Origin of the sequence: Pseudoalteromonas sp. KAN5, from assembly GCF_022846535.1 — a bacterium.
GTDB classification, from domain to species: Bacteria; Pseudomonadota; Gammaproteobacteria; order Enterobacterales; family Alteromonadaceae; genus Pseudoalteromonas; species Pseudoalteromonas haloplanktis.
Map to the genome: position 1 here is coordinate 2384523 of NZ_AP025589.1, position 25020 is coordinate 2409542.

Here is a 25020-nt window from a genome sequence, read left to right on the forward strand (position 1 = left end):
TGGTTGTAATAATAATGGTCAATACGTGATTATTTGTTTTCATAGCCTTTAGACTGCCTTAAATATGACTATAATGTCAACCCTTAATAAAAAGATAAATTATGCTTTTTGGTTATAAACAAATCTAATGAATGCCAAATTTATGCAGGATTTTATGTAATCTGGTTTTATCTATTGGTTTATCAATAAAGTCAATAGCTCCTAATTTTGCAACACGTTGCTTCATCGCATCTTGAATATCGGCAGAAATAACCAGCACAAAACATTCAATTTTCTGCGCCTTGATACTCTCAAGCACCTGCACCCCATCAATTTCAGGCATTGTTAAATCAAGACACAATAAGTCAAAATTATGCATTTGCAGTAATTCTAGGGCTTCTCGGCCATTTTTTGCTTGCATGATGTCTGCTGTAATACATTCATTTAAACAGCGCACAACTTGTTTGCGTGCTACTGTAGAATCATCACATACCAATACGGAAAAATTCATACTATTGACAACTAAAATACCGATAATAGATCATTAAGTGCAGCAAAACGTCACTCAAAAATCATAATGTTATAAAGTGAGTGTGATTTTATAGCACAAAAATTTAACAGCGATAAGCTTAAGTTTTTGCTAAAAAAAGAAAAGTTGGTAATGTTTGTGTGGTTAAATAAGATTATTTTATTTATTTTTAAACATTTATTAGCTAACTTTAGTATAGGATGTACTCGTTGCTAGGGTATGAATTAAGCTTTGTGTATAAAATAAAGGAGCTATGGGACACCCATGCTACAAAAAAGCCTGTCAAAGAAGCTACTTACCAGTGTGTTGTCCGTCTACTTTTTATTAACTTTTGTAGTGACGTGCGGGCAAGTAATTGCTGAATATATCAACACGAAAGACTATATCCGTGACGAATTAACAACCCTGCAAAAAACATTCAGCCGTAGTTTAACTCGTGCAATTTGGGAGCTTAACACCAAACAAACCATCACTACCGCTGAAGGTTTATTAGCGATCCCAATGATTGAAGGCATTATTGTCCGTGATGATAGCGGCGAGATTATTTCTCAACTTGGCCGCTCTTTGGATATTCGCGAGCTATACAGTCAGCAGTTAGTGCAAGAAGAAGCCATCATCGAAGACACCCCCTCGGGGCTATTTGGCTATACCTTTCCATTGATTTTTGAATTTTCAGGACGTGCCACTCAAGTGGGTGACGTAACGCTGTTTTCAAGCCGCGAGGTGGTATTTAGCCGGATAATGATCTCTATTTATTTTTTAATTGGAAATGCCATGATCAAGACAACTTTCTTGATTATTTTATTTCTAATGGCATTTAGGAAATTACTCACCGAACCTTTAGCACAACTGACCGAGCAAATTGAAGACCTTGAATTAAATGATCTTGAAGGCCAACATATCGAAATTGAAACCAGTGAGCACAACGAATTAAAAGTAATGGAGGAGTCTTTCAATAAACTAATCGATAAGGTCGTACAATACCGCAAGGAACTTGAACAGACACAAAAAAAATTGATAATCAGTAACGAAAAGCTGGATCAACAAAACCTGCAATTAGAGCAAGAAGTAGCACGAAAAACCTCAAACCTTAGTCAAGCGATGATGGATTTACAACAACAAAAATATGAACTAGAAAAACAAAAACTAACACTTACTGAAGAGATTGATTTACGCCGTCATACTGAACAAGAATTACTGACTAAACAAACCGAAATGCAGCGCTATGTCGATGAACTTAATATGGCGCAAGAGCGCCTAGTTGGCTCCGAAAAAATGGCAGCTTTAGGTGGGCTTGTAGCGGGCATTACTCACGATATTAATACCCCCGTTGGCATTGGTGTTACTGCGACCTCATTTTTACAAGAACGATTGCTACAAATAGAAGCTGCGTACCAAGATAAAACGCTTTCCCCAAAAGCATTGGAAGAATTTATTAATGATGCCAAACAAAGCACGAGCTTGCTTACCACCAATTTAGACAGAGCCTCAGAGCTGGTTGCCAGCTTTAAGCAAATAGCCGTCGACCAAGCCAGCGAAGCGGTGCGCACAATCAATTTTAAAGAATATTTGGGTGAGGTTATTCGTTCGCTGCATCCTAAAATTAAAAATACCAGTCATCACATTAATTTAGATTGCCCAACAGATTTAACTCTAAACTTGCCCGCTGGTGCCATTAGCCAAATATTCACAAACTTGATCATGAATTCATTGATCCACGGGTTTGATGGTATCAAAAATGGCATGATTGATATTACAATTAAAGATGAAGACGACCAGGTAATTATCGACTTTAAAGATAATGGCAATGGCGTTACTGAACAACAACTTGAAAAGCTGTTTGACCCGTTCTTCACCACTAAGCGCGATCAAGGCGGCAGTGGGCTCGGTACTCACATCACCTTTAATCTGGTCAAACAAACTCTCAGTGGTGAGATCGAGGTAACCAGTTCACCTGGTGAAGGCCTGCATTACCATATTAGTTTCCCTAAAGACATGCCCAAGCCTTTGTCGATATTTAATAACTAGCTGCACTGAATGTGCTTAAACTGTTTGCCTAACTCTTGGCTTAATTGCTAATCGTTTGGGCAATCAGTCATTTGCGCATCAGCTTTTTATTGTTATGATTGGGCAAATTTACCGAATGGATCAATCTCCCTATGTGGTTTAGTAACCTTATTTGTTACCGCTTTAAACAAGACGTTTCATATACCCAAGAAGACTTTGAAAAAGCATTAGAACAAGATTTGTTTCGTCCTTGTGGCAGCCAAGACTTAAATACTTTTGGCTGGACTAAAGCCTTTGGTAAACACGGTGACACCTTGTCACACTTCTCACAAAAAAGCATTTTAGTCTGTGCTAAGCGTGAAGAGAAAGTATTGCCAGCAGCTGTGGTCAACGACATGCTTGCTGAAAAAATAGAGCTTATCGAAGCTGAAGAAAACCGCCCAGTTAAGAAAAAAGAAAAAGATGAACTGAAAGAAAACATCTTACATACTTTATTACCGCAAGCTTTTAAAAAATCGAGCTTACAGTTTGCTTTTATCGATCAGGAAAATGGCTGGGTTGTTGTCAATAGCGGCAGCTTTAATAAAGCAGAAGAGCTATTAGCACTCTTACGTAAATCATTGGGGACATTACCTGTTGTTCCTGCGTTTGCGAACTATGATCTAGACGTATTTTTAACTGATTGGCTAACTAACTTTAGTACCCCTGAAGGCTTTGCTATTGGCTCTGACGCTGAGCTTGAAGAAGCTGATGACAGTGGTGCACAAGTGAAGCTCAAAGGCCATGATTTAGCCTGTGATGAAGTTAAATCACACCTAGAAAGCGGCAAGCGAGTAACTAAACTTGCGCTTGATTGGCAAGAACGTCTGAAGTTCATGTTGCAAAATGATGGTTCAATTAAACGCTTAAGTTACTCAGAAACCTTAAAAGAAGAAAATGCCGATATTCCTAAAGAAGATATGCTGGTAAAGCTTGATGCCGATTTTATTTTAGCCTCTGAAGAAATTAAGCTCATGCTTGAGGAATTAACAGCGGGTTTGGGTGACGTTGAAGATCTCGCTTAAAGCTATACTGAAACAACAAAAAAGCGCCGCGGCGCTTTTTTAAACTTATGCCAATCGACTTAAATATTTAACCATTCTAGCGAATTATAAATGGTCAGTAACTTAACACGATTGGTATTACTTAACTAAATACTGATTTCACATCATCAAGCACATCGTTATATTCATCCGTAGAGAAAATATCTAACGAAGAAATCACCCCTTTATCGATATAGGTTTGTAGCGCGGCTGATTTATCTGAAACCTGTAAGATACCTTCCATAATTGCTCCAATACGAATGAAGTCCACATAACTAATATGCTCAGGTCGATAATTAGGATTAGCCCAGCTCTCTGCTACCTCAATAAACTCATCAGTAAACTCCCACGCTCGCATAATTGCACCACCGACTTTACCACTGAGCTTTTGAATTGCGTGCGCTAAAAAGCTTGGATTCGCAAATACTTCAGGGTGGCGTTCTGCTTCAGTTAAAATAGGTAATACACCGATGTTATACACGAGTGAAGCTAGTGTGATGGTATCGCGATTGAGTGATGTTTTTTTATTTTCTTTTAAAAAGAACTCCATCAAGGTAATAGAATGACACGCTACTTTGAGTGTTTTTTGCCATGCTTTATCCATATACCCTTTGATCAATTCATTGTTTGAAACAAATAGTTGCTCCATCGCCATTGCTGTCGCAATATTCTTAATTTGACGCAAACCAATTCGGGTGACTGCTTGATTAAGGTTCGTAACTTTAACTGAGCGCCCCATAAAGGCACTGTTTGCAACTTTTATCATGCGTGCAGCTAATGCCGGATCATGGGAAATAACATCAGCCATTTGCGCTAAATTTACATCTGGATTATCGGCAGCTTGGCGTACACGCACCGCAACCTCAGGAAGGGTTGGTAAAACTAATGTGTCATTATTAATACGATCAACCAAAATGGTCAGTAGTGCGTTTTCTGTTGACATAGATGTGCCATCCTTTTGTATTGATTTGTTGAAATGCTCAAATCATGGATTCTTATAGATACAGTATTGTCTAAGTTACCGCTAAAGTTAAGAAAATTACAGAAATTAGTTTAGTTTATTTTGCTAATAAATTTTATATCTCAAACCTTAGCGCAACACAACCTAGGAAGCTTGCTATTTACGCACAAGATTTGTTTTAATGCTGGGATAACAAGGAAGCAGTAGTCCTTTGTACCTAGGGCATATATTCAACTCACTTTTATAACAGGCAACATAATGACTCTTAATAAAATAAGCCAAGCACTCTTTCTCAGCGGTGTCGTGTTTCTTAGCGCATGCTCTGAACCTGCTAACACTTCGAAAACATCGACTGACGTTACTGCTGCACCAGTAAAACAGCAACAAGATAGCGGCCCACAACTTATTAACACTGACGCTAGTCGCCTAGATATCTATACTGACTTTAGCTTAACCACCGATTTATCACATTTAAGCGACAATCAAAAAGCCCTAATAGCAAAACTTATCGATGCTTCAAAAATTATGGATGAGCTATTTTGGCGTCAAGCTTTTGGTGAAGATAAATCCGCTTTTTTAGCCAAAATTAACGATCCTAAAGTACAGAAATTCGCAGATATCAACTACGGCCCATGGGATAGACTCAACGGCGACCACGTGTTTTTATCTGGTTATGAAGAAAAAACAGCCGGTGCACAATTTTACCCAGCAGACATCAGCAAAGAAGAGTTAAACAACGCCGATGTAACTGATAAAAGCGGCCTTTATTCAGTTATCAAACGTGATGAAAATGGCAAACTTTATAGCGTAGCCTACTCGATTGAATACGCGCAAGCTCTTGAAAAAGCGGCAAACCTACTGCGTGAAGCAAGTAAACTGGCCGATGATAAAGAATTTGCTAACTACTTAAACCTTCGTGCCGACGCGCTACAAAGTGATGACTATCAAGCATCTGATTTTGCATGGATGGACATGAAAAACAACCCCATTGACGTGGTGATTGGTCCAATCGAAACCTATGAAGATCAATTGTTTGGTTATCGTGCAGCGTTTGAATCTTATGTACTAGTAAAAGATTTAGCCTGGAGTGAACGCCTAGCAAAGTTTGCTGCTTTTTTACCTGAGCTACAAAAAGGCTTACCAGTAGATGCGAAATACAAACAAGAAGTCCCAGGTTCAGACGCTGACCTAAATGCATATGACGTTGTTTATTATGCTGGTCACTCAAATGCGGGTAGCAAAACCATTGCTATTAACCTACCAAATGATGAGCAGGTACAACTTGAAAAAGGCACTCGCCGTTTACAACTTAAAAATGCGATGCGCGCCAAGTTCGATAAAATTTTAGTACCAATTGCCGAACAACTCATTGTGCCAGAGCAACGCAAGCATATTACCTTTGATGCATTTTTTGCCAATACAATGTTCCACGAAGTGGCGCACGGTTTAGGCATAAAAAACACTATTACAGATAAAGGCACAGTGCGCCAATCATTACAAGAGCACGCCAGTGCCCTTGAAGAAGGCAAAGCCGATATCTTAGGTTTGTATATGGTTGAACAGTTACTTAAAAAAGGTGAAATCACTGAAGGTACACTAGAAGATTACTATATTACCTTTATGGCTGGCATCTTCCGTTCGGTACGTTTTGGCGCATCAAGTGCTCATGGGAAAGCGAATATGATCCGTTTTAACTTTTTTGCACAAGAGGGTGCATTCTCTAAAAATGAGCAAGGTCTTTACAGCGTAAACATGGAAAAAATGGGTCAAGCAATGGAAAAATTATCACGCTTGATTTTAACCTTACAAGGAGATGGTGATTACCAAAAAAGTGGATCAACTGATTGCCACTCATGGTGATATAAAAGCCGAGCTTGCTCAAGATTTAGAAAAACTGAGCCAAGCGAATATTCCCGTCGATGTAACCTTTAAACAAGGCAAAGACGTGTTAGGCCTATAACGGCAACTTTAAAGTGTTACAGCCTAAGCTGTAACACTTTGCAATTTATGATTATTACAAAATCGCGATGAAGATCTCAAGCGACTCTACAATGAGAAGTAACTGCCATGCTTACACAAAGTTTTTCTTTAACAGCTCTATTTGATCTTGTGTATATGGCTTTGCCGTAAATTTACCCCACACAGGTGCAGGCCATGCAGCATCGCTTTTAAAGCGGGCAATATGATGAATATGTAACTGTGGCACCATATTACCAAGCGCAGCTACATTGAGTTTATCAGGGTTAAAAACATCTTTTAGTAATAGGCTTAGCTTGGCTGATTCTTGCATCAGGACCAATTGGTCTTGTTCGCTTAAATCGATACTTTCTTTTAGCCCAGCTTGGCGGGGAACTAAAATGAACCACGGGTATTGGCTATCGTTCATAAGTAACACTTTGCATAAAGGCCAATCCGCTACTTCTATGCAATCACGTGCCAGCTCTGGGGCTAAAGAAAATTCAGTCGTCATTTTTTATTCCTCACTCATTAGTGCTTTTTAGCTACTTTATAGCATTTAGTTGCAGTTGCCCACGCTTGCCTTTACCATCGTGGCAGTTTTTATTCGAGCGAAGGTAAACACGTGTTAAAAAAAATTAAACACCTCTCATGCTTACTTCCTTTGGTGGTAACAGCCATCACAGTGCAAGCACAACCACTTACGTTAGAACGTATTTTTGATGATCCTAGTTTAGCGGGTAAAGCGCCTGTGCAACTTAAGTTTTCACCTGATGGTAGTCGTGTTACCTATTTGCAAGGTAAAAGCGATGATTACAACCGCTATGATTTATGGGAATACAATTTAAAAGACAATAAGAATCGTATTTTAGTGGATTCTGCGCAGTTATTTTCTGGCCCAGAAAACCTTTCTGATGAAGAAAAAGCACGTCGCGAACGCCAACGTATTTTTGGTAAAGGTATTTTAGAGTACAAATGGTCAAAGGATGGTAAAGCGCTATTATTCCCGCTTAATGGTGACCTGTATTATTACGATCTATCATCAGCAAAAAGTCGCAAGTTAACGGACACAGCAGCATTTGAAACAGATGCCCGTTTTTCACCAAAAGGTAATTTTGTTTCATTTGTTCGTGAACAAAATTTATATGCGCTAAATCTCAAATCAGGTAAAGAAATCCAACTGAGTAAAGATGGCGGTGGCGTGATCAAAAACGGGATGGCTGAATTTGTAGCACAAGAAGAAATGGGCCGCATGACAGGTTACTGGTGGTCAGGTGATGAATCAAAAATTGCTTTCACCCGTATTGATGAAAGCCCAGTTAAAGAAGCTATACGCAACGAAATTTATGCTGAAGAAGTTAAATTATTCAACCAGCGTTACCCATTTACTGGTACTAACAATGTAAAAATTCAACTTGGCGTTGTGGCTATTAATGATCAAAGCGTTGATTGGGTCGATTTAGGTAAAGATGACGATATCTACATCGCTCGTGCAAAATGGTTAGAAGATAACAACACGCTATCATACCAATGGCAAGACCGCTCTCAGCACACACTAGAATTACGCTTTTATAACAGCGACACAAAAGAGCAAAAAGTTGCGTTAACTGAAACCAGTGATACCTGGATCAACCTCCATTTTGACTTACAATTTTTAAAAGACAAAAAACACTTTGTTTGGGCCTCAGAGCGTAATGGCTTTAAACACTTATACCTTTACCGCACTAATGGTAAATTAATCCGCCAAATCACTGACGGTGATTGGGTCATTGATAGCTTAAAGGGAATTGATGAGAAAAAAGGCATTGTCTATTTTGCTGGACGTAAAGATACTCCTCTTGAAAGCCACTTATACAGTGTCCCGCTATTTAAAAAGGGTGATATTAAGCGTATTACTGAGCAAGGCCAATACCACAATGTAGTGATTGCCAAAGACAGTAAAACATTTATTGATAACAGCTCGTCAGTAAATAAACCAGGCTCTGCTGCACTGCGTAAAATAAATGGCGAGTTTATTACTTGGCTTGAGGAAAATAAACTAGATAAAACTCACCCTTTAACACCTTACCTCACTGATTTGGCTGAGCCAGAATATGGCACAATCAAAGCTGATGATGGTCAAGTAATGCATTACCGCTTATTTAAACCTGCTACTATTGCTGATGGTAAAAAGCACCCTGTACTTGTCAATGTATATGGCGGCCCACACGCACAACGTGTGACTAACAGCTGGCGCAGCAAAAACTTATACTTTCAATACATGGCGCAACAAGGTTATGTGGTATTCCAACTTGACAATCGCGGCTCGTACAATCGCGGTAAAAAGTTTGAAGATGCCATTTACAAGCACTTAGGTGTAGTTGAAGTAGCCGATCAAATCAAAGGCGTAGAGTTTTTACGCACTCTTGATTACGTTGACCCACAACGCATTGGTATTTATGGCCACAGCTACGGCGGCTATATGGCTCTGATGACCATGTTTAAAGCGGGTGATTACTTTCAAGCAGGGGTATCTGGCGCACCAGTAACCGATTGGGCACTCTACGACACTCATTATACTGAACGCTATTTAGGTCATCCTGAGACTAACGGCAAAGGTTATACCGACAGTGCGGTGTTCCCATACGCTGAAGGCTTAAAGGGCCCATTAATGATTTATCACGGTATGGCGGACGATAATGTACTGTTCACACATGCCACTAAATTATTTAAGCAATTACAGGATAACGAGCAACAGTTCGAAATGATGACCTACCCAGGCTCAAAACATAGTTTACGTGGTAAAAATGTTCAAACGCATTTACATCAAACCATTACCAGTTTCTTCAACCGCCATTTTGACGTTGAATAACACTGTAAACTTATTTTAATTAACTCATAAAAGGCTAATTATATAATTAGCTTTTTTTTTGCACTTATAACCGCTTATTACCTAGATTTTTATACCTTTTTAGCTACGCTTAATGTTATTCGCGAACAATGCGAGCACACACAAAGGATCTTCTATGTCGTATCTCCGCCGTTTTACAATTTTTCAGCGTTTAGCAATGCTGGTCAGTGTAGTGGTAATTGGCTTACTTTTTTTAAGTATCACGAGTCTTACACAACAATACAGTTCTTTAAAAACTGAGCAATACACTAAAACAAAGAACTTGGTAGAAGCCGCTCATAGTATTATTAGCCACGCTTACTCATTAGAGCAAAATGGCACTCTCAACAAACAGCAAGCCCAACAACATGCCTTAGATACCATTGCTGCCATGCGTTATGACGAAAACAACTATTATTGGATCAATGATTATCAACCAAACATGGTGATGCACCCAATTAAACCTGCACTGAATGGTAAATCTTTAGCTAACAACAAAGATCCCGATGGCACGCTATTGTTTGTTGAAATGGTAAACATAGTAAAACAGCAAGGTAGCGGTTTTGTACCTTACAAATGGCCAAAGCCTGGCAAAGAGCAGCCTGTAGATAAAATTGCATTTGTGAAAGGCTTTACGCCGTGGCAGTGGATCATTGGTTCAGGAGTCTATTTAGATACGATTGATGAAGCTTTTTCGGATCTACAAACCCTAGTGATCATCAATGCTTGTATTATTCTATTACTATTCATTGTTTTAAGTTATCTGATTGCACGTAGCATATTATTACCTACACAACTTGCAGCCGATATGATGAAAGATATTTCTCAAGGTGAAGGTGATCTAACACAAGTGTTAGATGAAAGCGGTAATGATGAAGTATCGCGTTTATCGCGCTACTTTAATTTATACACCACAAAAATTCGTGAATCACTTAAGCAAGTGGCAACAAATGCTTATGATGTAAACCATCATGCGCAAACTGTGGATGATGCGAGTAAAACCAATCATTCTTTTATTGAACTGCAAAACGACAGCTCAACCCAAGTAGCAGCAGCAATGGAGCAAATGACCCATCAAATTCATGATGTAAGTCGTAATGCTGAAGCCGCCGAGCATGCAGCCGTTGATGCTGCAAGTAATGCCTCACAAGGTAAGGAAATCGTAGCAAAAACAATTAAAGCTATTGAAACTCTATCACAGAATATTGAAACCGTAAGCCAAGTAACAGCAGACTTAGCCCAAGAAAGTAACAATATTGGCTCAGTGCTTGATGTGATCAGAGGAATTGCGGAACAAACCAATTTACTCGCGCTCAATGCCGCAATTGAGGCGGCGCGCGCAGGTGAACAAGGCCGTGGTTTTGCCGTAGTTGCCGATGAAGTGCGTACACTGGCAAGTCGTACAGGTAAAAGTACTGATGAAATTCAAGCCATGATAGCTAAACTGCAAAAGGGTGCTCAAGCAGCTGTTGAAGCTGTTACTGCAAGCCAACAACTCTCCAGTAGCACCGTAGAGCAAGCTGGCACTGCCAACACCTCATTAACTGAGATTGAGCGACTCGTGTCGGTGATCACCGATATGAATGGTCAAATTGCCCGTGCGACTGAACAACAATCCAGTGCTGCCGATGAAGTTAATTTACGTATTAATGAATTGTCACAATCAACTGAGCATTCATTAGCAAATACAGCACAACTCTCTGGCGCCAGCGATAACTTAAAACACAGCAGCCAAGAATTAAGTGATGTAGTTAGTCGCTTTAAATTAGATTAATTAAAGTGACGGCACATGGATTTGATGTGCGGCACTCACCTATACAAAGAGTAAAGTTTGCCGTACCGTAGACATAAAAAAGGCTCCTCGATATAACTCAGAGCCTTTGGTCAACTTTGGAATTAACTCGGTTAACTTATAGCAAGTAAATGTGGTGTGAGATTTTGGTAATCAACTGCCATAGCAATGCTTAGCGCAGTAATATTAAGGATTGAAAACGCAAACACTTGGCGCGCCCAACCACTAATATCAATGTTACGGCGGTAGCCTCTAAGCGCCATTAACAACCACCAAAAACTAGTGGTACAAGCAACGGCTAAAAACGCCATTCCGGTATAACCACCAATGGTTAATAACATCACCACTAACGCATAGACTGCGATATACAACACAATATGATGCTTAGCTTTATCAATACCGTGCGCTACTGGCAGCACTGGAATGCGCGCAGCTTGGTAGTCTTTATAGCGAAAAATAGCAATCGCATAAGAGTGTGGCATTTGCCATAAACTAAACATTACCAATAAAATCAATGCACCTGTATCAAACTGTGCCGTCACGGCGCAATAACCAACGACTGGTGGTACAGCACCAGATAAGCTGCCTACAAATGTGCCATATACTGAGCGACGCTTCATATATAAGCTATAAACACCCACGTAAATAACATAACCAAACACAGCAAAAAACACTGCAATCCAGTTAGTAAAAATCACTAGTAGAGCAAAGCCAACTACGCCAAGTGCTGTACCATGCAGCAAAGCGGTCTTGGCAGACATCTCCCCCGTTACAGTTACCCGTGTTCGCGTGCGCGCCATGCGAATATCAATATCACGGTCAATCACGTTATTGATTACGCAACCAGAGGCTACTACCAGCGATAAACCAACCAATGTAGCAAGCATTAGCCAGCCATCAATATCACCACGCGAAGCAAGTAAAAAACCACCCGCAACCGAAATCACATTGCCCATAATAATACCGGGTTTAGTGACCTTTAAATAACGACGAAACATCTGCTGTCCCCTATTCTTTGCTTTTAACAATGTACTAGCTGGGGCTAGTACATCATCATGGCGTTCGATTCGTAAATGATCCATACCGACAGCCCTACTACCATCACGATGATCAGCGCACTGAAGATGAACGATAACGAACTGGCTTTACCGTCTTCGGTAGTAAAGTTAAGGTGCAAGAAGTATTTTAAGTGCACCCAAATTTGCACTATGGCCATTACCACGATACACGCAAAAGTCGTTGGTTTTGACAAAGTACCACTCATCACAGCCCAAAATGGTATAGCTGTCAGTACAATTGATAAAACAAAACCTATTAAATAATCTTTAACACTGCCGTGTGCGGCATCGCTATGGCTTTGCGTTTGTAACTCGTTTAATACATGTGATTCACTGTGGCTCATTACATCACCCCCATTAAGTAAACAACGGTAAATACGCAGATCCACACCACGTCTAAAAAGTGCCAGAACAAGCTTAAGCAGCTTAAGCGAGTAACCGTGGCAGGGTTTAAACCACGACGTGACACTTCAATCATCATCGTCGCCATCCAAATTAGGCCTGCGGTTACGTGCAGACCATGTAACCCTACTAATGAGAAGAACGAGGTCAAAAATGCACTACGCTGCGGGCCATTACCATGAGCAATTAAATGATGAAATTCATAGACTTCCATGGAGATAAACACAACTCCAAAAGCAAAAGTAATGGCCAGCCAAATTAAAGTTGTGGCTTTCTTTTGCGCATGAGCAGAGATCATCGCAAAACCAAAAGTGATACTACTCAGTAGTAGTGCTGCGGTCTCAACCGCAACAAAGTCCAGTTCAAAAATATCTTTACCCGACACACCACCGGCGGTGTTCATATAAAGCACAGCGTAGGTTGCAAAAAATGAAGCAAACAATAAGCAGTCGGTCATTAAATAAAGCCAAAAACCAAATACCGTATCGCCGCCTGTATCATGATGCTCGTGAGCATGAGCATCATGATTGATGATATTTATATCAGCAGGGATCGAACTCATGCGCTGAACTCCTTACCTTGGTTAAATGTTGTTGCACTGGCATTATGTGCACTTTCAATTTCAAGAATTTCTTCTGGTTGCACGTAGTAATCAACGTCACTGGTATAACAACGTTTAAAGAATACTGCGGCTCCAGCAATTACACCGACAATGGCCAGCCACCAAATATGCCAGATCATGGCAAAGCAAAATGTGGTAAAACAGGCACTCATCATCACCCCTGCCGCGGTATTTTTTGGCATATGGATAGGCGCATAACTCGATTTTTGCTGATATGCTTGGCCTTTCTCTTTCATGTCAGTCCAAGTATCGATATCGTGCACATGCGGTATCGTAGCGAAGTTATAGTATTGTGGCGGTGACGATGTTGACCACTCAAGCGTGTGACCATTCCACGGATCGCCAGTTGTATCTTTTAGTGCTTCACGGTTTTTAAAGCTCACCAACAGCTGCACAACTTGGAATAAGATACCGAACATAATGATCACTGCACCAACAAAAGCAATGTACAACCAAATATTCCAATCTGGATTATTTGTGTGGTTTAAGCGACGCGTCATACCTAAGAAGCCAAGTACGTATAACGGCATAAATGCAACAAAGAAACCGACTAACCAGCACCAGAATGATGCTCTTCCCCATCCTTCATGAAGTTTAAAGCCCATCGCTTTGGGGAACCAAAATGCAAAGCCAGCCAAATAACCAAATACCGCTCCACCAATAATAGTGTTATGAAAGTGAGCAATCAGGAATAAACTGTTGTGCAGAACATAATCAGCCCCGGGAATAGCTAGTAATACCCCTGTCATCCCGCCCACTGTAAAGGTCACCATAAAGCCTAACGTCCAAAGTACTGGCACCGTAAAACGTAAGCGGCCACGATAAATAGTGAATAGCCAGTTAAACAATTTCACACCGGTGGGCACCGCAATGACCATAGTCATTACACCAAAAAAAGCGTTTACATTGGCACTGGATCCCATAGTGAAAAAGTGATGTAGCCATACTACAAAGCCTAATATTGAAATTGCACCGCTGGCATAAACCATTGATTTATAACCAAACAAACGTTTTCCAGTAAAGGTAGAGATAACTTCAGAAAAAATACCAAACGCAGGTAAAATCAAAATATAAACCTCAGGATGACCCCAAGCCCAAAATAGATTGATATACATCATGGCGTTACCGCCTGCGGCATTAGTAAAAAAGTGAAAATCTAAATAACGGTCGAGGGTTAACATAGTCAACACTGCGGTTAAGATTGGGAATGATGCTGCAATTAAGATGTTTGCCCATGTACAAGTCCAAGTAAAAATAGGCATTTGCATTAATCGCATACCAGGGGCACGCATTTTAAATACGGTCACTAAAAAGTTTACCGCCGTTAATAACGTACCAATACCGGATATTTGCAGCGCCCAAATATAATAATCGACCCCGACTCCGGGGCTAAAAGACATCTCCGATAGCGGCGGATACGCCACCCAACCCGTTTTTGCAAACTCGCCACAAAACAATGAAATATTAATTAATATTGCACCACCAGCAGTTAACCAAAAACTTAAGTTATTTAAAAACGGAAATGCCACATCACGCGCACCAATTTGCAGTGGTAATACAATGTTCATTAAACCAATCATAAATGGCATTGCCATAAAAATGATCATGATCACCCCATGCGCGGTGAAGATTTGATCATAATGCTCTGGCGGTAAATAGCCTGATGCGCCACCTGTGGCTAACGCCAATTGTGCACGCATCATGATGGCATCGGAAAAGCCCCGAAACAGCATGATCAATGCAAGAATAATATACATCACGCCTAGGCGTTTATGATCAATAGAAGTGATCCAATCGTGCCATAGCACGCCCCATTTTTTATACTTTGTGATTAAGGCCGCAATCAATGCACCAACAATCACAACCACCGCTAATGTCACCATCAAAATAGGTTCATGAAACGGAATGGCATCGAATGATAATTTACCTAATAACGACATAATTATTCCTCACCCTCACTGTGCATTGTGTGATTTGCATGACCACTGTGCTGCGGCATGGCTTTGTGCATCTTGTTCATATCACCGTGAGCTTGCATGTACTTCATAACGATGGTGTGGAACAAGCCCTCTTCAACATCACCAAAATAAGTTACTGGGTTATTTTCACTCGGTAATGCCAATGCATCGTAATCAGCTTTTGCAAGCGTATTGGCTTGGCCCTTTACTTTGTTTACCCACTTGTCAAAATCAGCCTCAGTGGGTGTAGCGATGGCATTAAACTTCATACCGGTAAATCCTGCACCACTGTAATTAGCCGAAAAACCTTTAAACGTACCCGGCTCATTGGCAATTAAGTGCAATTTGGTTTCCATGCCCGCCATTGAGTAAATTTGACTACCAAGCTGAGGAATGAAAAACGAGTTCATAGTACTTTCTGAAGTAATTTTATATTCCACAGGTACATTGGCTGGGAAAACTAACTCATTTACCGTAGCAATACCTTGCTCAGGATAAATAAATAACCATTTCCAATTCAGCGACACCACTTCAACAGTTAGGTGCTTACCTTTGCCTTCAAGAGGTTTATAAGGATCAAGCTGTTGTGTTGATTGCCAAGTGATAACACCTAGAATAATCACTATTACAATAGGAATAGCCCAGACGGCAGCTTCAATTTTTCCTGAGTGTGCCCATTTGGGCGCATAAATTTGCTGATCTTGTCCATCACGATATTTCCACGCGAAGTACAAGGTCATGACAATGACGGGAATAACCACAATTAGCATTAGCACTGTGGCGATAATAATCAGATTTTTTTCATCTATCCCAATTTGCCCCTTTGGATCAAGCACGCCACCTTTACAGCCGGTTAGTGCGAGCACAACGGTGCCCAGAGCAATATTACAGAGGTTTCGAATTAACAAAGGACTATCCTACAACCTAAAATTTGACGTGTGCTGCCTTACCCAAGAATACCAAGGTCAAAACAACGGTTTAAACTATTCCTGATGCGGTTAAAACCTATAACAACAGCTTTAAACACTAAGGAAATTTAATAGGGGTGGCCGAATCGCAGACACACTGCGGCTAAGCATTATTAGTGAAGAAACGAAATTAGTAAGCGACTAACTCAGTCAAGCCATCAATAACGAGTAGCGTTCAACCAAGTACAAGAGGTGGAGCACGGCAGCCGTGAGCGCTGTGTACAACAAGTGATGCTTTAGGAGCACGAAAAGCAAAGGCTGCTTTACGTAAAATAACCCCAGCACGACGTGCTGGAAAAAAGTGAAAAATCAACCAACATAAACCAATTAACAACTGGCATGAAACAACTGGATACGCTAAAAAACTCAATACATTAATTAAAGACGACTCTGCAGCCCCTTCAGTTAACAAACTCTTTAACTCTGTTGCCTCTTCAACACTGCCATTTATCAACATAGCTGAATTAATTAATAAAATAACTAATGCAGAGAACAGTTCACGTCCGGCAAAAACTGTACGCGCACGCAGCTGCCAACGTGTAAACGTTGTTTGCAGTAGTGCTTTTGGACAATTTTTTGAGTTCAAACGTACTGGCCTTATAGATTTAGTATGCAGTAAGAAACAGCGCCTACGCTATTTCTTACTTTGTTAGTATGATCTACATCAATAAAGTTTCAGTAATTACTGAAATTTCGGGAGGATTATAGCAAAGTCAACACAAGCTACAAGTGAAAAACAGCGAAGTTGACTATTTTTTTAGCTAAGCGTTGGCTTTTAGCAAACCCCCGCTGATATTTCAGGAAAAAACTGATGCAATCTAGTCTGAATCCTATAAACAGCCTATTGACGGCTTTAGAGGGCAAGCACACTGTTTAGGCTCTACCTAGCTAACAAGCAAATACTGGCTTGGTTATATAAGGTGCTCAAAAATCAAACTACAAAGATAATCAGACCTTAGTAAAGCGCAAACAATGGGCGGCCATTCTCATCATATTTTACTTCCAAAGCACGTGCGTGACGGTTTGGATCATAAAGTGGATCTTTAACAATTTCAGCTAGTGGCCGCGTGTCAGTTTTTGGTACTACACTTGGTTCACCAATAGCACTTTCGTAATCACGTGCATGATAGATACATAACGGTGTTACATCATCTTCTGCCACTGTAAAACAGTTATGACCTGGGCCATAAATTTGCTTCTCAACGTCAGTTTCAAGCACCGGCATACGCGTTTTAGTCCAAGAGTTACGATCAAGTAGGTCAGCATTTTCGTCGGCTTCCATATAACCCATACAATAACATGCACCTGTGGCACTGGCTGAAAAAGCAATAAAGATTTTGCCATTGTGTTTTAATACGGCTGGCCCCTCGTTCACCCAAAAGTCAACGCGCTCCCAATCATAATCAGGAGTTGTTAGCATAAACTGCACGGTTTTTAGCTTAATAGGCGATTCCATTTCAGCTAAATACAAGTTAGATGCAGCAAATTGCCCTCCCGTTTTTTCAGCCCAACAAAAGTAACGTTTACCATTATTTTCAAAAATAGTCGCATCCAATGAAAAATCAGTGAAGGACTTATCATCGCCCTTAGCAGCTTGCATCATACCTAATTCAATCCACTCATCATTAAGTGGATCTTGGCCTTTACATTCAAGTACATAAGGGCGCAGCGCCCAAATATCTGTTTCTTCACTGGCAGCAAAATAGATATACCATTTACCATCTAAGTAATGTATTTCTGGAGCCCAAATATGGCGACTCATTGGGCCGTTGTCATGCTTAAACCAAATATCAAAGGTTTCAGCGCTTTTAAGACCAGTTAATGTTTTTGATTTTCTGAGCTCAATCCGATCATATGTTGGTACTGAACCTGTAAAATAATAAAAACCATCGCTGTGCTTATACACAAATGGGTCGGCCCGCTGCTCTACTAACGGACTATTTGTTTGTACTGTCATCATTCAACCTGATTATTAATTTCAATTTGTATTATTTTATTACTTTTTATATAAAACACAAATATAACATTATTTTTAATAATGTGAGAGTAATTATAAATCACAATAATGGGTGGTTAACCAACATAAAACCCCAGTAATTATGATAAAAACATGGACTAAATCCCCAACTTTTTGCACACATTACAACACGCCTAGGCCCTGAAATAATACTGCAAATATCGATTAACAATTCTTTATAAAATATTTTTTAGCTCAATCTATAGTTTTTGTCCCGTATATAGATAAATTAACTATTAAATATCAAGCAATTAAAAATTACCCACCCATAAAACCTAGTATATGACTGTTTATTTTCTTGCCTAATGCATTTGACAGCGCTGTCAGGCACGTGCTAATTTATTTTTATGTTAAAAAAATGATAATCAAAAGTTACATCAAATGTAATTAACCACTAATTGTCGCACTAAAATTATAAAGTAAGGAAAGTAAAATGAAGAGTCCCCTGATTGGGCGTAAACCCAGTAAAACTTTTATTGCTGTATCACTTGCCACCAGCGCTGTAGTATCAGGCAACGTTTTTGCCGCCAACTGTGATGCTATCAATACCTATCCTAACTTCCCCCAAGTAGACTGGCAGGGTAATCCAAGCCATGCAAATGGTGGTGACTTAATGCAACATGAAGGGAGTGCTTACAAGGCAAAGTGGTACACCAACTCTGTACCTGGTAGTGATGGTAGTTGGGCTTTTGAGCATCAGTGCGGTAATACAACGGATCCAACTGACCCAACAGATCCGACTGACCCTACCGACCCACCTGTGACAACTGATCCTAAGCTAGGTGAGATATGTAAAGACTATACGATTTGGAACCAAGGAACTGTCGCTAAAGCAGGCGATATACTGGTTAACGATGAGTATATTGCTTACACCGCGAAATGGGAAACATCTTCTCGTCCAGGTAGCGACGATACCTGGAATTGGAAAGTGAACTGTGACGGTACTGAGCAAGGTACTGCGCCCTTGCTTTCGCTACCGAATACAAGTGATCCGGTTAATCTAGAAATGCCTGGTTGGCCGAGCCACTTTGTGGTTGCAAGCCCATCATCACCAGCTCCTTTAACCACCACTGCAACGGTTTTAAATAGCACAGACTTAACTGATATCACTAAATTAACGGATGGCTTTGTAGCTCTGATCCAGCTTGCTACGCAAGCGGGGACTTCATCTGTCATTCTACAAAGCAACGTACTGGATAATATCACTCAAGATAAAGGGCTCTCTTTAGGTTCAATTAGTGTTAAACAAGCATTAACTGATGCACTAGCTACAACAAATACTCACAGCATCAATGTCGCAGATATTGACGCTTTAAGTGATGATGCTGCAGGGTGGGCTCAGGCGCAAAACTTAATTATGAGTGAGCTGGCACCCAATGCAACCTTTGGATGGTCATTAAGTATTGGTGATTTTGCTTACGACAACCACTCAGGTAAACGTTCCGTTTGGAATGCTGCGGCAAAAGCCACTGCCGACCTCCTCGATACGCTCACGCTTTATAAAGGCGCTGCAAAAGCTGACTTTATTGCTTTTACTAAATCAAGTAACTCTGCAAGTTTAACTGCTGATCAATGGCATAATGCTTTGGAATACGTTAAACAAGTCACTGATTTCGTGCAATCTCCGGCACTACTGTCTTCTGTACCAACAACACAGGCAACGACTTACTTTATGGGTAATACCCTAGGTGAAAGTCATATTCGTAAAGCCGCACATAACAATATTTTTGCGATTATTTTTGATACAGATAGCGCTGACTTAAGTAGTAAAATAAATCGTTATCAGAGTAATACCGTTCCACTTTACTATGTTGGCGCCCCAGCTAATGTTACTGCACTGACAAGTATTACATCACTAAACAATGACTTAACAAATGCTGAAACAGTCATGGATAGTGAAGTTTTCTTGTATGAAACACCTAATTCAACGTGGGTTCCATCAACTATCTATAAATGGGCAGACTTTTTAACAGGCCTAAACTCTATGCATAACGTAGGTGTAGCTGGCGAGAAATTCTGGTTAATTGATAGCAATGCCGACGACGCTACAAATGCTATTTACGCGAAAGTCGCTATTGCCGCGTTCTTATCACAAAGCATGCAAGAAACCATACGCTTTGATGCATGCGATGAAAACAATTGGTCTGAGGTAAAATACGGCGCGGCTGTCGATTATCCAATGACAGCCAGTTGTGGTCAGTTAGGTCAAAAATATGCTGATTATGGTGTGCATCCGATATCAGGAAAAGATCACCCTTATTCATGCCCTCGTGATGAAAAAATGGAACAAACAGCGACGACTCACGCTAAATGGTATGGCGCACCGGCCCCTATCTTTGTTGCCCCTGATGCCGTACTTGCTGAGCAAGGATTACTCGTTAACGGCAAAGTTGGTCGCTGGACCAACGCAGGGCACTGTAATACGGTTCCCACAGCCATTGATACTTCTAAACAAGTGTATGAGCGTGACGAATGTAAGCAATATGTAGGTCAAAAAGCTGGTAGTTTTATTTGGGATGGTAGTGACGAAAGTGTCCAAGGCTGTGGTTGGTGGGGCCGTGGTGTAATTCAAACTACAGGACGCCAAAATTTCGGTACTCTAAATCACTTCGTTGGCCGCTCACATGTTGACCCTGATACCATAGGCACAACGGTTGATGGTACAACGGTTGCTCCAGCACCTGAAAGCCCGTTATACGCTGACCTCGATTTATGCTCAAACCCTGGGCTTGTTTGTAGCTCAGAGGAACATAAAGAAATAAAATGGATTGCCGGTTTATTCTTTTGGGTAAATTCAGTGCAGGCTTACAGTAATGAAGGTGGCCCATACGCAGATTGGAACTATCACGCTGAGCTGAAAAAATATGTTGATGGTGGCTTGCAAGGCACAGCCTTTGTGGATGCGGTATCTGGTATAGTAAATCGTGGTTGCCCTGATGACCACTGCCCTGTTAGTGGTGAAGTACACGCGATTGCCGAGCGCCGCGCTAACTTTAAACTGGTACTACAAAAGCTAGGTTTAAACCCTCAGTAAAAACAAAAATTAGCATAATTAAATTATCAGCAAATCCGATAAATGCCTACTGGTTTTAACCTGTAGGCATTTTTATATCAAAAAACTATAAAATTAGATCGCTGATTTACACTAAGAACGCTGTATTCAGTAGAAACATTCAAGTCACTTTGACCAAGTGATCTCTGCTAATTGATTAGTCGCTGTTTGGTGAATAATTAGCCCTTTATTACCCATTCGCATATGCCTGATCAACCCGGAGTATACCCCTTCTTTACTGGGTATTTGCCAGCTTTGCATCGTTTCGCTTTCAAGGTCAAATCTAACTAAGGTTTCAGGTCGTTTTGCTGACTCATTAAACCAAATTGCATTATCTGCATATTCAATTGCGTACGGGTGACTATCTTCACCACTTGGGTTATCCCACTCGGTGATTTTCCCCGTTTTTGGATTAAAACGACCTAGTTTACCCATTCCTGAATTAACATAAAAAATCATATCATTAGGTGTTATAGCAAGTCGTCGAGTGTGTGTTTTAGCACCTGGTAACTTAATTTCGCTAAGCTTCATTGTGCCTTTATCTACCTTAACCAAACAATTACTACCATTACATGAAACCCAGGGAGTACCGGTTGAGTCAAGCTTTATACCGTAAGGACGAGAACCCTTAGTTGGTAAAGTAGCAAGCTGTATGTCACCACTTTTAGGATCAAGTTTACCGATCATATTACTGTGTTGCAGGGTAAACCAAAATATTCCCGCCTCATCAAATACACCGGTGTGCGGGTCACGGGCATTTTCATCAGGCATTTTATAAACTTTAAACTGCTCTGTGGCTAAATCTAAATACCCTACAGTGCCATTTTTATTACCTAGGAACCAAGGGGTTTGATTTTTATCAAGCGACACACTGTGCGCATAGGTGCCACGGGGTAAAGGGTATTCTTGCATAGCGCCAGTACTAGGATCTAATCGTCCTAAAATATTCCCCCATTGGCCAACCCACCAAATAATACCGTTTTTACCTTGTACAGGATCGCGTGCACGCTGCCCAAGTGTTGGTACTTGCCAATATTTAAACTGTAGCTTGATATCACCCTCTACAACGGTTGATCCGCGATGAGTATTTACAGGATAATGAGTTGCTAAATATTCACCTATATCTTCTTTTAAGTTGCTATTTTCCCCAGTATCAACCATGTAGCTAATAAGCGTTTGCCAGTCTTCCTTACTATAACCTGCGCTGCGCTTTAGATTGCTTAAACTATGACATGTAGAGCAAAGCTGCTCAACTAATTGACTTGATTGTTTATTTTCGGCTGATACAGCTGCTGCAAATACACTTAACACAGCCGTTGTGGCAATATACTTATTAAATAAAAACTTATAGTTACTCATAACGCCCCCCCTTGTTTTAATTATTAAAGCACAGAGAAAATGCCTTTGCTATGCTTTAATAATGCGCTTGTGAGAGAGCAAATATTTTTAATTATAGAAAAGTAAGCTGTAGGTTAAATAACCGACCCAATTACAATTGTGTTTGCTTAATTCAGTAAAGAGTCAGTCCCACTTTGCTATCACTATTACTGCATTTTTTGGTGTTGTATGAGTCGTAAAACGCTTTGCTTAACCTTAACCAAAGTTGGGGTCAACTATTGAATGCTAAATTTGATTGTAACTAGTTTATAGAGGCCAGCAGCACATTATGACAAGCACTTTTTTAAGTAAGCCACAACAAGTCGCACTACAACAAGCACTGAGCCGCACCAAGCTACTTAATAACGACAAACTAACTCATGAACACATCGTCAGTGCTGAACAAAAAGCCTATAGCTTAGTTGCAGTCATGTTATACCGTTTTAATTTACAAAAAATAAAATGGTCATCTTTTTTAAGTACAGCAATAAAGACGACAACCAATGTATGTCAATGGTTAGCCAACGAACTAACTCGCTGCCAACATGACTATAAGGCACAGCCTAATGAGGGAGTGATCAGTGAGCAAAGCGCATTTATGAATGGTATTTTTAGCGAGGAGCTCGCCTACATTGATGCCTTACTCGGCACAGAAACACAAGCAAACTAAAGATATCGGGCTTGTGCTTGTAGAAGTACTGGGGATATTAAAGAGGGTAACTTCCTCCACGCGCTTATCAATTGCCATTAAATTAGCGATCTAACGATAAAACACTAATCACAAAGCAAAAGCTATCACAATCCCACCATACTAAATGGTGGGATTGTTACGTATCGCTAAACTCTAAATACTATAAACAGTAACGTGCAAATAAACTGCTTAAGCCTGCAGCAGTAGGTTTACCATGCTGCCAATCGCCACCTTCAACACCGCTTCCAGCAATATCCATATGCACATATGGAATTGGCTGAGCAGAGTCGGTGCCATGTTTATCAAGGCCGCCGACAATCGCTAAGAAAGCCATTGGAAATTGATGTCCGCGAGCAGTTACCGCAGATGCCGCATTGTTACTTGATAGCACATCATCGGCGAGTGTACGTGGTTTGATAAAATCATAGTCTTCACGGCGACTACGAGATACTTCAGCACCATCTGCCCATAAATCGCCACAATCAGCTAATTTACGAGAGATATGAGCGGCACGTGCAGGACCATTTTCCACATATGCACTGTATGGTCCCATGGCGCGAGCAGCATGACCGGTTAATGTAGCAACCGTAAAAATCTCTGGATTAACTGCAGTTTTAGCAAGCTCTTTCATTTCACTGAGTAAATCGCCCATTGCTAAGCGACCTTCTGCATCGGTATTACCGATTCGCACACGTACACCTTCACGACTAGTGATAATTTCATCTGGTACAAAGCAATCAGAACCAATCGAGTTACGTACAACGGCTAAAAAGGCAATCACTTTGACGCCTTTAGGAGCAAAGTCCGCCACTGATTTCATAAACCCAGCAACTGAAGCTGCGCCGCCTTTATCACGGCTCATACCCGCCATAAAGCCACCGACTTTTAAGTCTGCGCCGCCGGTATCGTACACTAAGCCTTTTCCAACAAACATCAAGGTGCGCGTTACTTCACCCTCTGGCACATATTCAAGCTTTACAACGCGTGGATGATGACGCTCTACGGCATATGAAGCGCGAGCAACTGTACTCATCATTGGGTACTCTTTATCAATCGTCGCAATATCTGCAATCACTTCAACACTGACTTTAGAACCTTTAAATAAATCGACGCAGTAATCAGCAAAGCGCGGGGGAGCCATACGCTCAGGTTCAGTACCACATAAGTCACGCGCCGCGTATTGCCCAGCAGCAATCGCATTTACAGCTTTAATTGTTTGCTCATTGGCACCAAATAGCGCAATTTGGGTTATAGGCTCAATGCTTTCACCATGATGTTCACGCGCTTCAAGCGGCTGCCACAGCGCTTGGCATGCTCCTAAATAAGCCACTTCTAAGGCATACTGATAACGGCTGTCTTGGCTAGCTTGCGGTAAATAAATAGCAGGTTTAGTACTGCCTGATGCTTTCGCTTCGTTAATAGCAAGTTTAGCGGCATCAAAATAACGACGAACATCATCATAATCACGGTTTAACGGACCTGTTGGCGCTAAAATCACGCGCTTTGAGTCAACCACAAGGAATGTAACTTGTTTCCCGATACGTGCATCTACGGCCATTTGCGATTTAATCGCTTGGCTTAGATTTGGATCGTCTAATTCAGAAAAATTATCGGCAATAATAATAAGCGCATCATGTTTTGCGTTATCTAATTGCGGGGCTGCAACTGCGTGAGGATATGCCATAAAAAAGGTCCTGTTG

At 40.7% G+C, this 25020-nt stretch carries 18 protein-coding genes and 1 pseudogene; 7 read left to right on the forward strand and 12 right to left on the reverse strand.

All coding sequences use genetic code 11. The features are described from left to right. Window positions 1–124 precede the first annotated feature (124 nt). Window positions 125–490, reverse strand: a complete 366-nt coding sequence (locus KAN5_RS10675; protein ID WP_016708089.1) for a response regulator — start codon at window positions 488–490, stop codon at window positions 125–127. Between the two features lie 282 nt (window positions 491–772). Between KAN5_RS10675 and KAN5_RS10680 the strand changes: the two genes are divergently transcribed. Beyond that, on the forward strand, window positions 773–2536 hold the full coding sequence (locus KAN5_RS10680) for a HAMP domain-containing sensor histidine kinase (protein WP_016708090.1): 1764 nt from the start codon (window positions 773–775) through the stop codon (window positions 2534–2536). Window positions 2537–2667: 131 nt separating this feature from the next. Beyond that, window positions 2668–3579: a recombination-associated protein RdgC gene (rdgC, locus tag KAN5_RS10685; RefSeq protein WP_016708091.1), complete on the forward strand. Its 912-nt coding sequence runs from the start codon at window positions 2668–2670 to the stop codon at window positions 3577–3579. Window positions 3580–3700: 121 nt separating this feature from the next. Here the strand turns inward: rdgC and KAN5_RS10690 are convergent, their stop codons facing one another. Next, on the reverse strand, window positions 3701–4540 hold the full coding sequence (locus KAN5_RS10690) for an HDOD domain-containing protein (RefSeq protein ID WP_016708092.1): 840 nt from the start codon (window positions 4538–4540) through the stop codon (window positions 3701–3703). Window positions 4541–4816: 276 nt separating this feature from the next. Between KAN5_RS10690 and KAN5_RS10695 the strand changes: the two are divergent. After that, window positions 4817–6518 (forward strand): annotated as a pseudogene (locus KAN5_RS10695) (Zn-dependent hydrolase). Window positions 6519–6629: 111 nt separating this feature from the next. Here the strand turns inward: KAN5_RS10695 and KAN5_RS10700 are convergent. Next, window positions 6630–7028 (reverse strand): HIT domain-containing protein, encoded by a 399-nt coding sequence (locus KAN5_RS10700; protein WP_016708094.1) that lies wholly within the window; start codon window positions 7026–7028, stop codon window positions 6630–6632. A gap of 111 nt (window positions 7029–7139) precedes the next feature. On the opposite strand from KAN5_RS10700, the gene KAN5_RS10705 reads away from it, so the two are divergent. Then, window positions 7140–9365: a S9 family peptidase gene (locus KAN5_RS10705; RefSeq protein WP_244389680.1), complete on the forward strand. Its 2226-nt coding sequence runs from the start codon at window positions 7140–7142 to the stop codon at window positions 9363–9365. A 154-nt stretch (window positions 9366–9519) separates the two neighbouring features. Continuing rightward, on the forward strand, window positions 9520–11157 hold the full coding sequence (locus KAN5_RS10710) for a methyl-accepting chemotaxis protein (protein ID WP_016708096.1): 1638 nt from the start codon (window positions 9520–9522) through the stop codon (window positions 11155–11157). 131 nt (window positions 11158–11288) lie between these two features. Here the strand turns inward: KAN5_RS10710 and cyoE are convergent, their stop codons facing one another. From cyoE to KAN5_RS10745, 7 genes are all read right to left on the reverse strand, one after another. After that, entirely contained in the window at window positions 11289–12173 is an 885-nt protein-coding gene (gene cyoE / locus KAN5_RS10715) for a heme o synthase (RefSeq protein ID WP_016708097.1), read from the reverse strand. A gap of 44 nt (window positions 12174–12217) precedes the next feature. Beyond that, a complete protein-coding gene (gene cyoD, locus KAN5_RS10720) occupies window positions 12218–12577 on the reverse strand; it encodes a cytochrome o ubiquinol oxidase subunit IV (RefSeq protein ID WP_016708098.1) in 360 nt (119 codons plus the stop codon). Continuing rightward, a complete protein-coding gene (cyoC, locus tag KAN5_RS10725) occupies window positions 12577–13197 on the reverse strand; it encodes a cytochrome o ubiquinol oxidase subunit III (protein WP_016708099.1) in 621 nt (206 codons plus the stop codon). The genes cyoD and cyoC overlap by 1 nt, the downstream gene beginning before the upstream one ends. After that, entirely contained in the window at window positions 13194–15197 is a 2004-nt protein-coding gene (gene cyoB, locus KAN5_RS10730) for a cytochrome o ubiquinol oxidase subunit I (RefSeq protein WP_244389681.1), read from the reverse strand. Before cyoB ends, cyoC begins: the two co-directional genes overlap by 4 nt. A 2-nt stretch (window positions 15198–15199) precedes the next feature. Further along, entirely contained in the window at window positions 15200–16123 is a 924-nt protein-coding gene (gene cyoA, locus KAN5_RS10735) for a ubiquinol oxidase subunit II (protein WP_016708101.1), read from the reverse strand. 235 nt (window positions 16124–16358) lie between these two features. Beyond that, window positions 16359–16769: a hypothetical protein gene (locus tag KAN5_RS10740; protein WP_016708102.1), complete on the reverse strand. Its 411-nt coding sequence runs from the start codon at window positions 16767–16769 to the stop codon at window positions 16359–16361. Between the two features lie 369 nt (window positions 16770–17138). Continuing rightward, entirely contained in the window at window positions 17139–18143 is a 1005-nt protein-coding gene (locus KAN5_RS10745; RefSeq protein WP_232321870.1) for a family 43 glycosylhydrolase, read from the reverse strand. A 490-nt stretch (window positions 18144–18633) separates the two neighbouring features. Between KAN5_RS10745 and KAN5_RS10750 the strand changes: the two genes are divergently transcribed. Next, window positions 18634–21234 carry a cellulose-binding domain-containing protein gene (locus tag KAN5_RS10750; protein ID WP_244389682.1) on the forward strand — a complete coding sequence of 867 codons (2601 nt, stop codon included), beginning with the start codon at window positions 18634–18636 and terminating at the stop codon, window positions 21232–21234. Window positions 21235–21378: 144 nt separating this feature from the next. Here KAN5_RS10750 and KAN5_RS10755 read toward each other — a convergent pair whose 3' ends face one another. After that, window positions 21379–22611, reverse strand: a complete 1233-nt coding sequence (locus KAN5_RS10755; protein ID WP_244389683.1) for a cytochrome C — start codon at window positions 22609–22611, stop codon at window positions 21379–21381. A 307-nt stretch (window positions 22612–22918) separates the two neighbouring features. Here KAN5_RS10755 and KAN5_RS10760 point away from each other — a divergent pair, with 307 nt between their 5' ends. Beyond that, window positions 22919–23299 carry a hypothetical protein gene (locus KAN5_RS10760; RefSeq protein ID WP_016708106.1) on the forward strand — a complete coding sequence of 127 codons (381 nt, stop codon included), beginning with the start codon at window positions 22919–22921 and terminating at the stop codon, window positions 23297–23299. A 181-nt stretch (window positions 23300–23480) separates the two neighbouring features. Here KAN5_RS10760 and KAN5_RS10765 read toward each other — a convergent pair whose 3' ends face one another. Continuing rightward, a complete protein-coding gene (locus tag KAN5_RS10765) occupies window positions 23481–25004 on the reverse strand; it encodes a leucyl aminopeptidase family protein (protein ID WP_016708107.1) in 1524 nt (507 codons plus the stop codon). Window positions 25005–25020: the final 16 nt, after the last annotated feature.

What these genes read in the sequence shown, in the direction of transcription:
- KAN5_RS10675 (WP_016708089.1), bottom strand. Translation starts at nt 490, where the DNA reads ATGAATTTTTCCGTATTGGTATGTGATGATTCTACAGTAGCACGCAAA.
- KAN5_RS10680 (WP_016708090.1), top strand. Translation starts at nt 773, where the DNA reads ATGCTACAAAAAAGCCTGTCAAAGAAGCTACTTACCAGTGTGTTGTCC.
- rdgC (WP_016708091.1), top strand. Translation starts at nt 2,668, where the DNA reads ATGTGGTTTAGTAACCTTATTTGTTACCGCTTTAAACAAGACGTTTCA.
- KAN5_RS10690 (WP_016708092.1), bottom strand. Translation starts at nt 4,540, where the DNA reads ATGTCAACAGAAAACGCACTACTGACCATTTTGGTTGATCGTATTAAT.
- KAN5_RS10700 (WP_016708094.1), bottom strand. Translation starts at nt 7,028, where the DNA reads ATGACGACTGAATTTTCTTTAGCCCCAGAGCTGGCACGTGATTGCATA.
- KAN5_RS10710 (WP_016708096.1), top strand. Translation starts at nt 9,520, where the DNA reads ATGTCGTATCTCCGCCGTTTTACAATTTTTCAGCGTTTAGCAATGCTG.
- cyoE (WP_016708097.1), bottom strand. Translation starts at nt 12,173, where the DNA reads ATGTTTCGTCGTTATTTAAAGGTCACTAAACCCGGTATTATTATGGGC.
- cyoD (WP_016708098.1), bottom strand. Translation starts at nt 12,577, where the DNA reads ATGAGCCACAGTGAATCACATGTATTAAACGAGTTACAAACGCAAAGC.
- cyoC (WP_016708099.1), bottom strand. Translation starts at nt 13,197, where the DNA reads ATGAGTTCGATCCCTGCTGATATAAATATCATCAATCATGATGCTCAT.
- cyoB (WP_244389681.1), bottom strand. Translation starts at nt 15,197, where the DNA reads ATGTCGTTATTAGGTAAATTATCATTCGATGCCATTCCGTTTCATGAA.
- KAN5_RS10745 (WP_232321870.1), bottom strand. Translation starts at nt 18,143, where the DNA reads ATGATGACAGTACAAACAAATAGTCCGTTAGTAGAGCAGCGGGCCGAC.
- KAN5_RS10750 (WP_244389682.1), top strand. Translation starts at nt 18,634, where the DNA reads ATGAAGAGTCCCCTGATTGGGCGTAAACCCAGTAAAACTTTTATTGCT.
- KAN5_RS10755 (WP_244389683.1), bottom strand. Translation starts at nt 22,611, where the DNA reads ATGAGTAACTATAAGTTTTTATTTAATAAGTATATTGCCACAACGGCT.
- KAN5_RS10760 (WP_016708106.1), top strand. Translation starts at nt 22,919, where the DNA reads ATGACAAGCACTTTTTTAAGTAAGCCACAACAAGTCGCACTACAACAA.
- KAN5_RS10765 (WP_016708107.1), bottom strand. Translation starts at nt 25,004, where the DNA reads ATGGCATATCCTCACGCAGTTGCAGCCCCGCAATTAGATAACGCAAAA.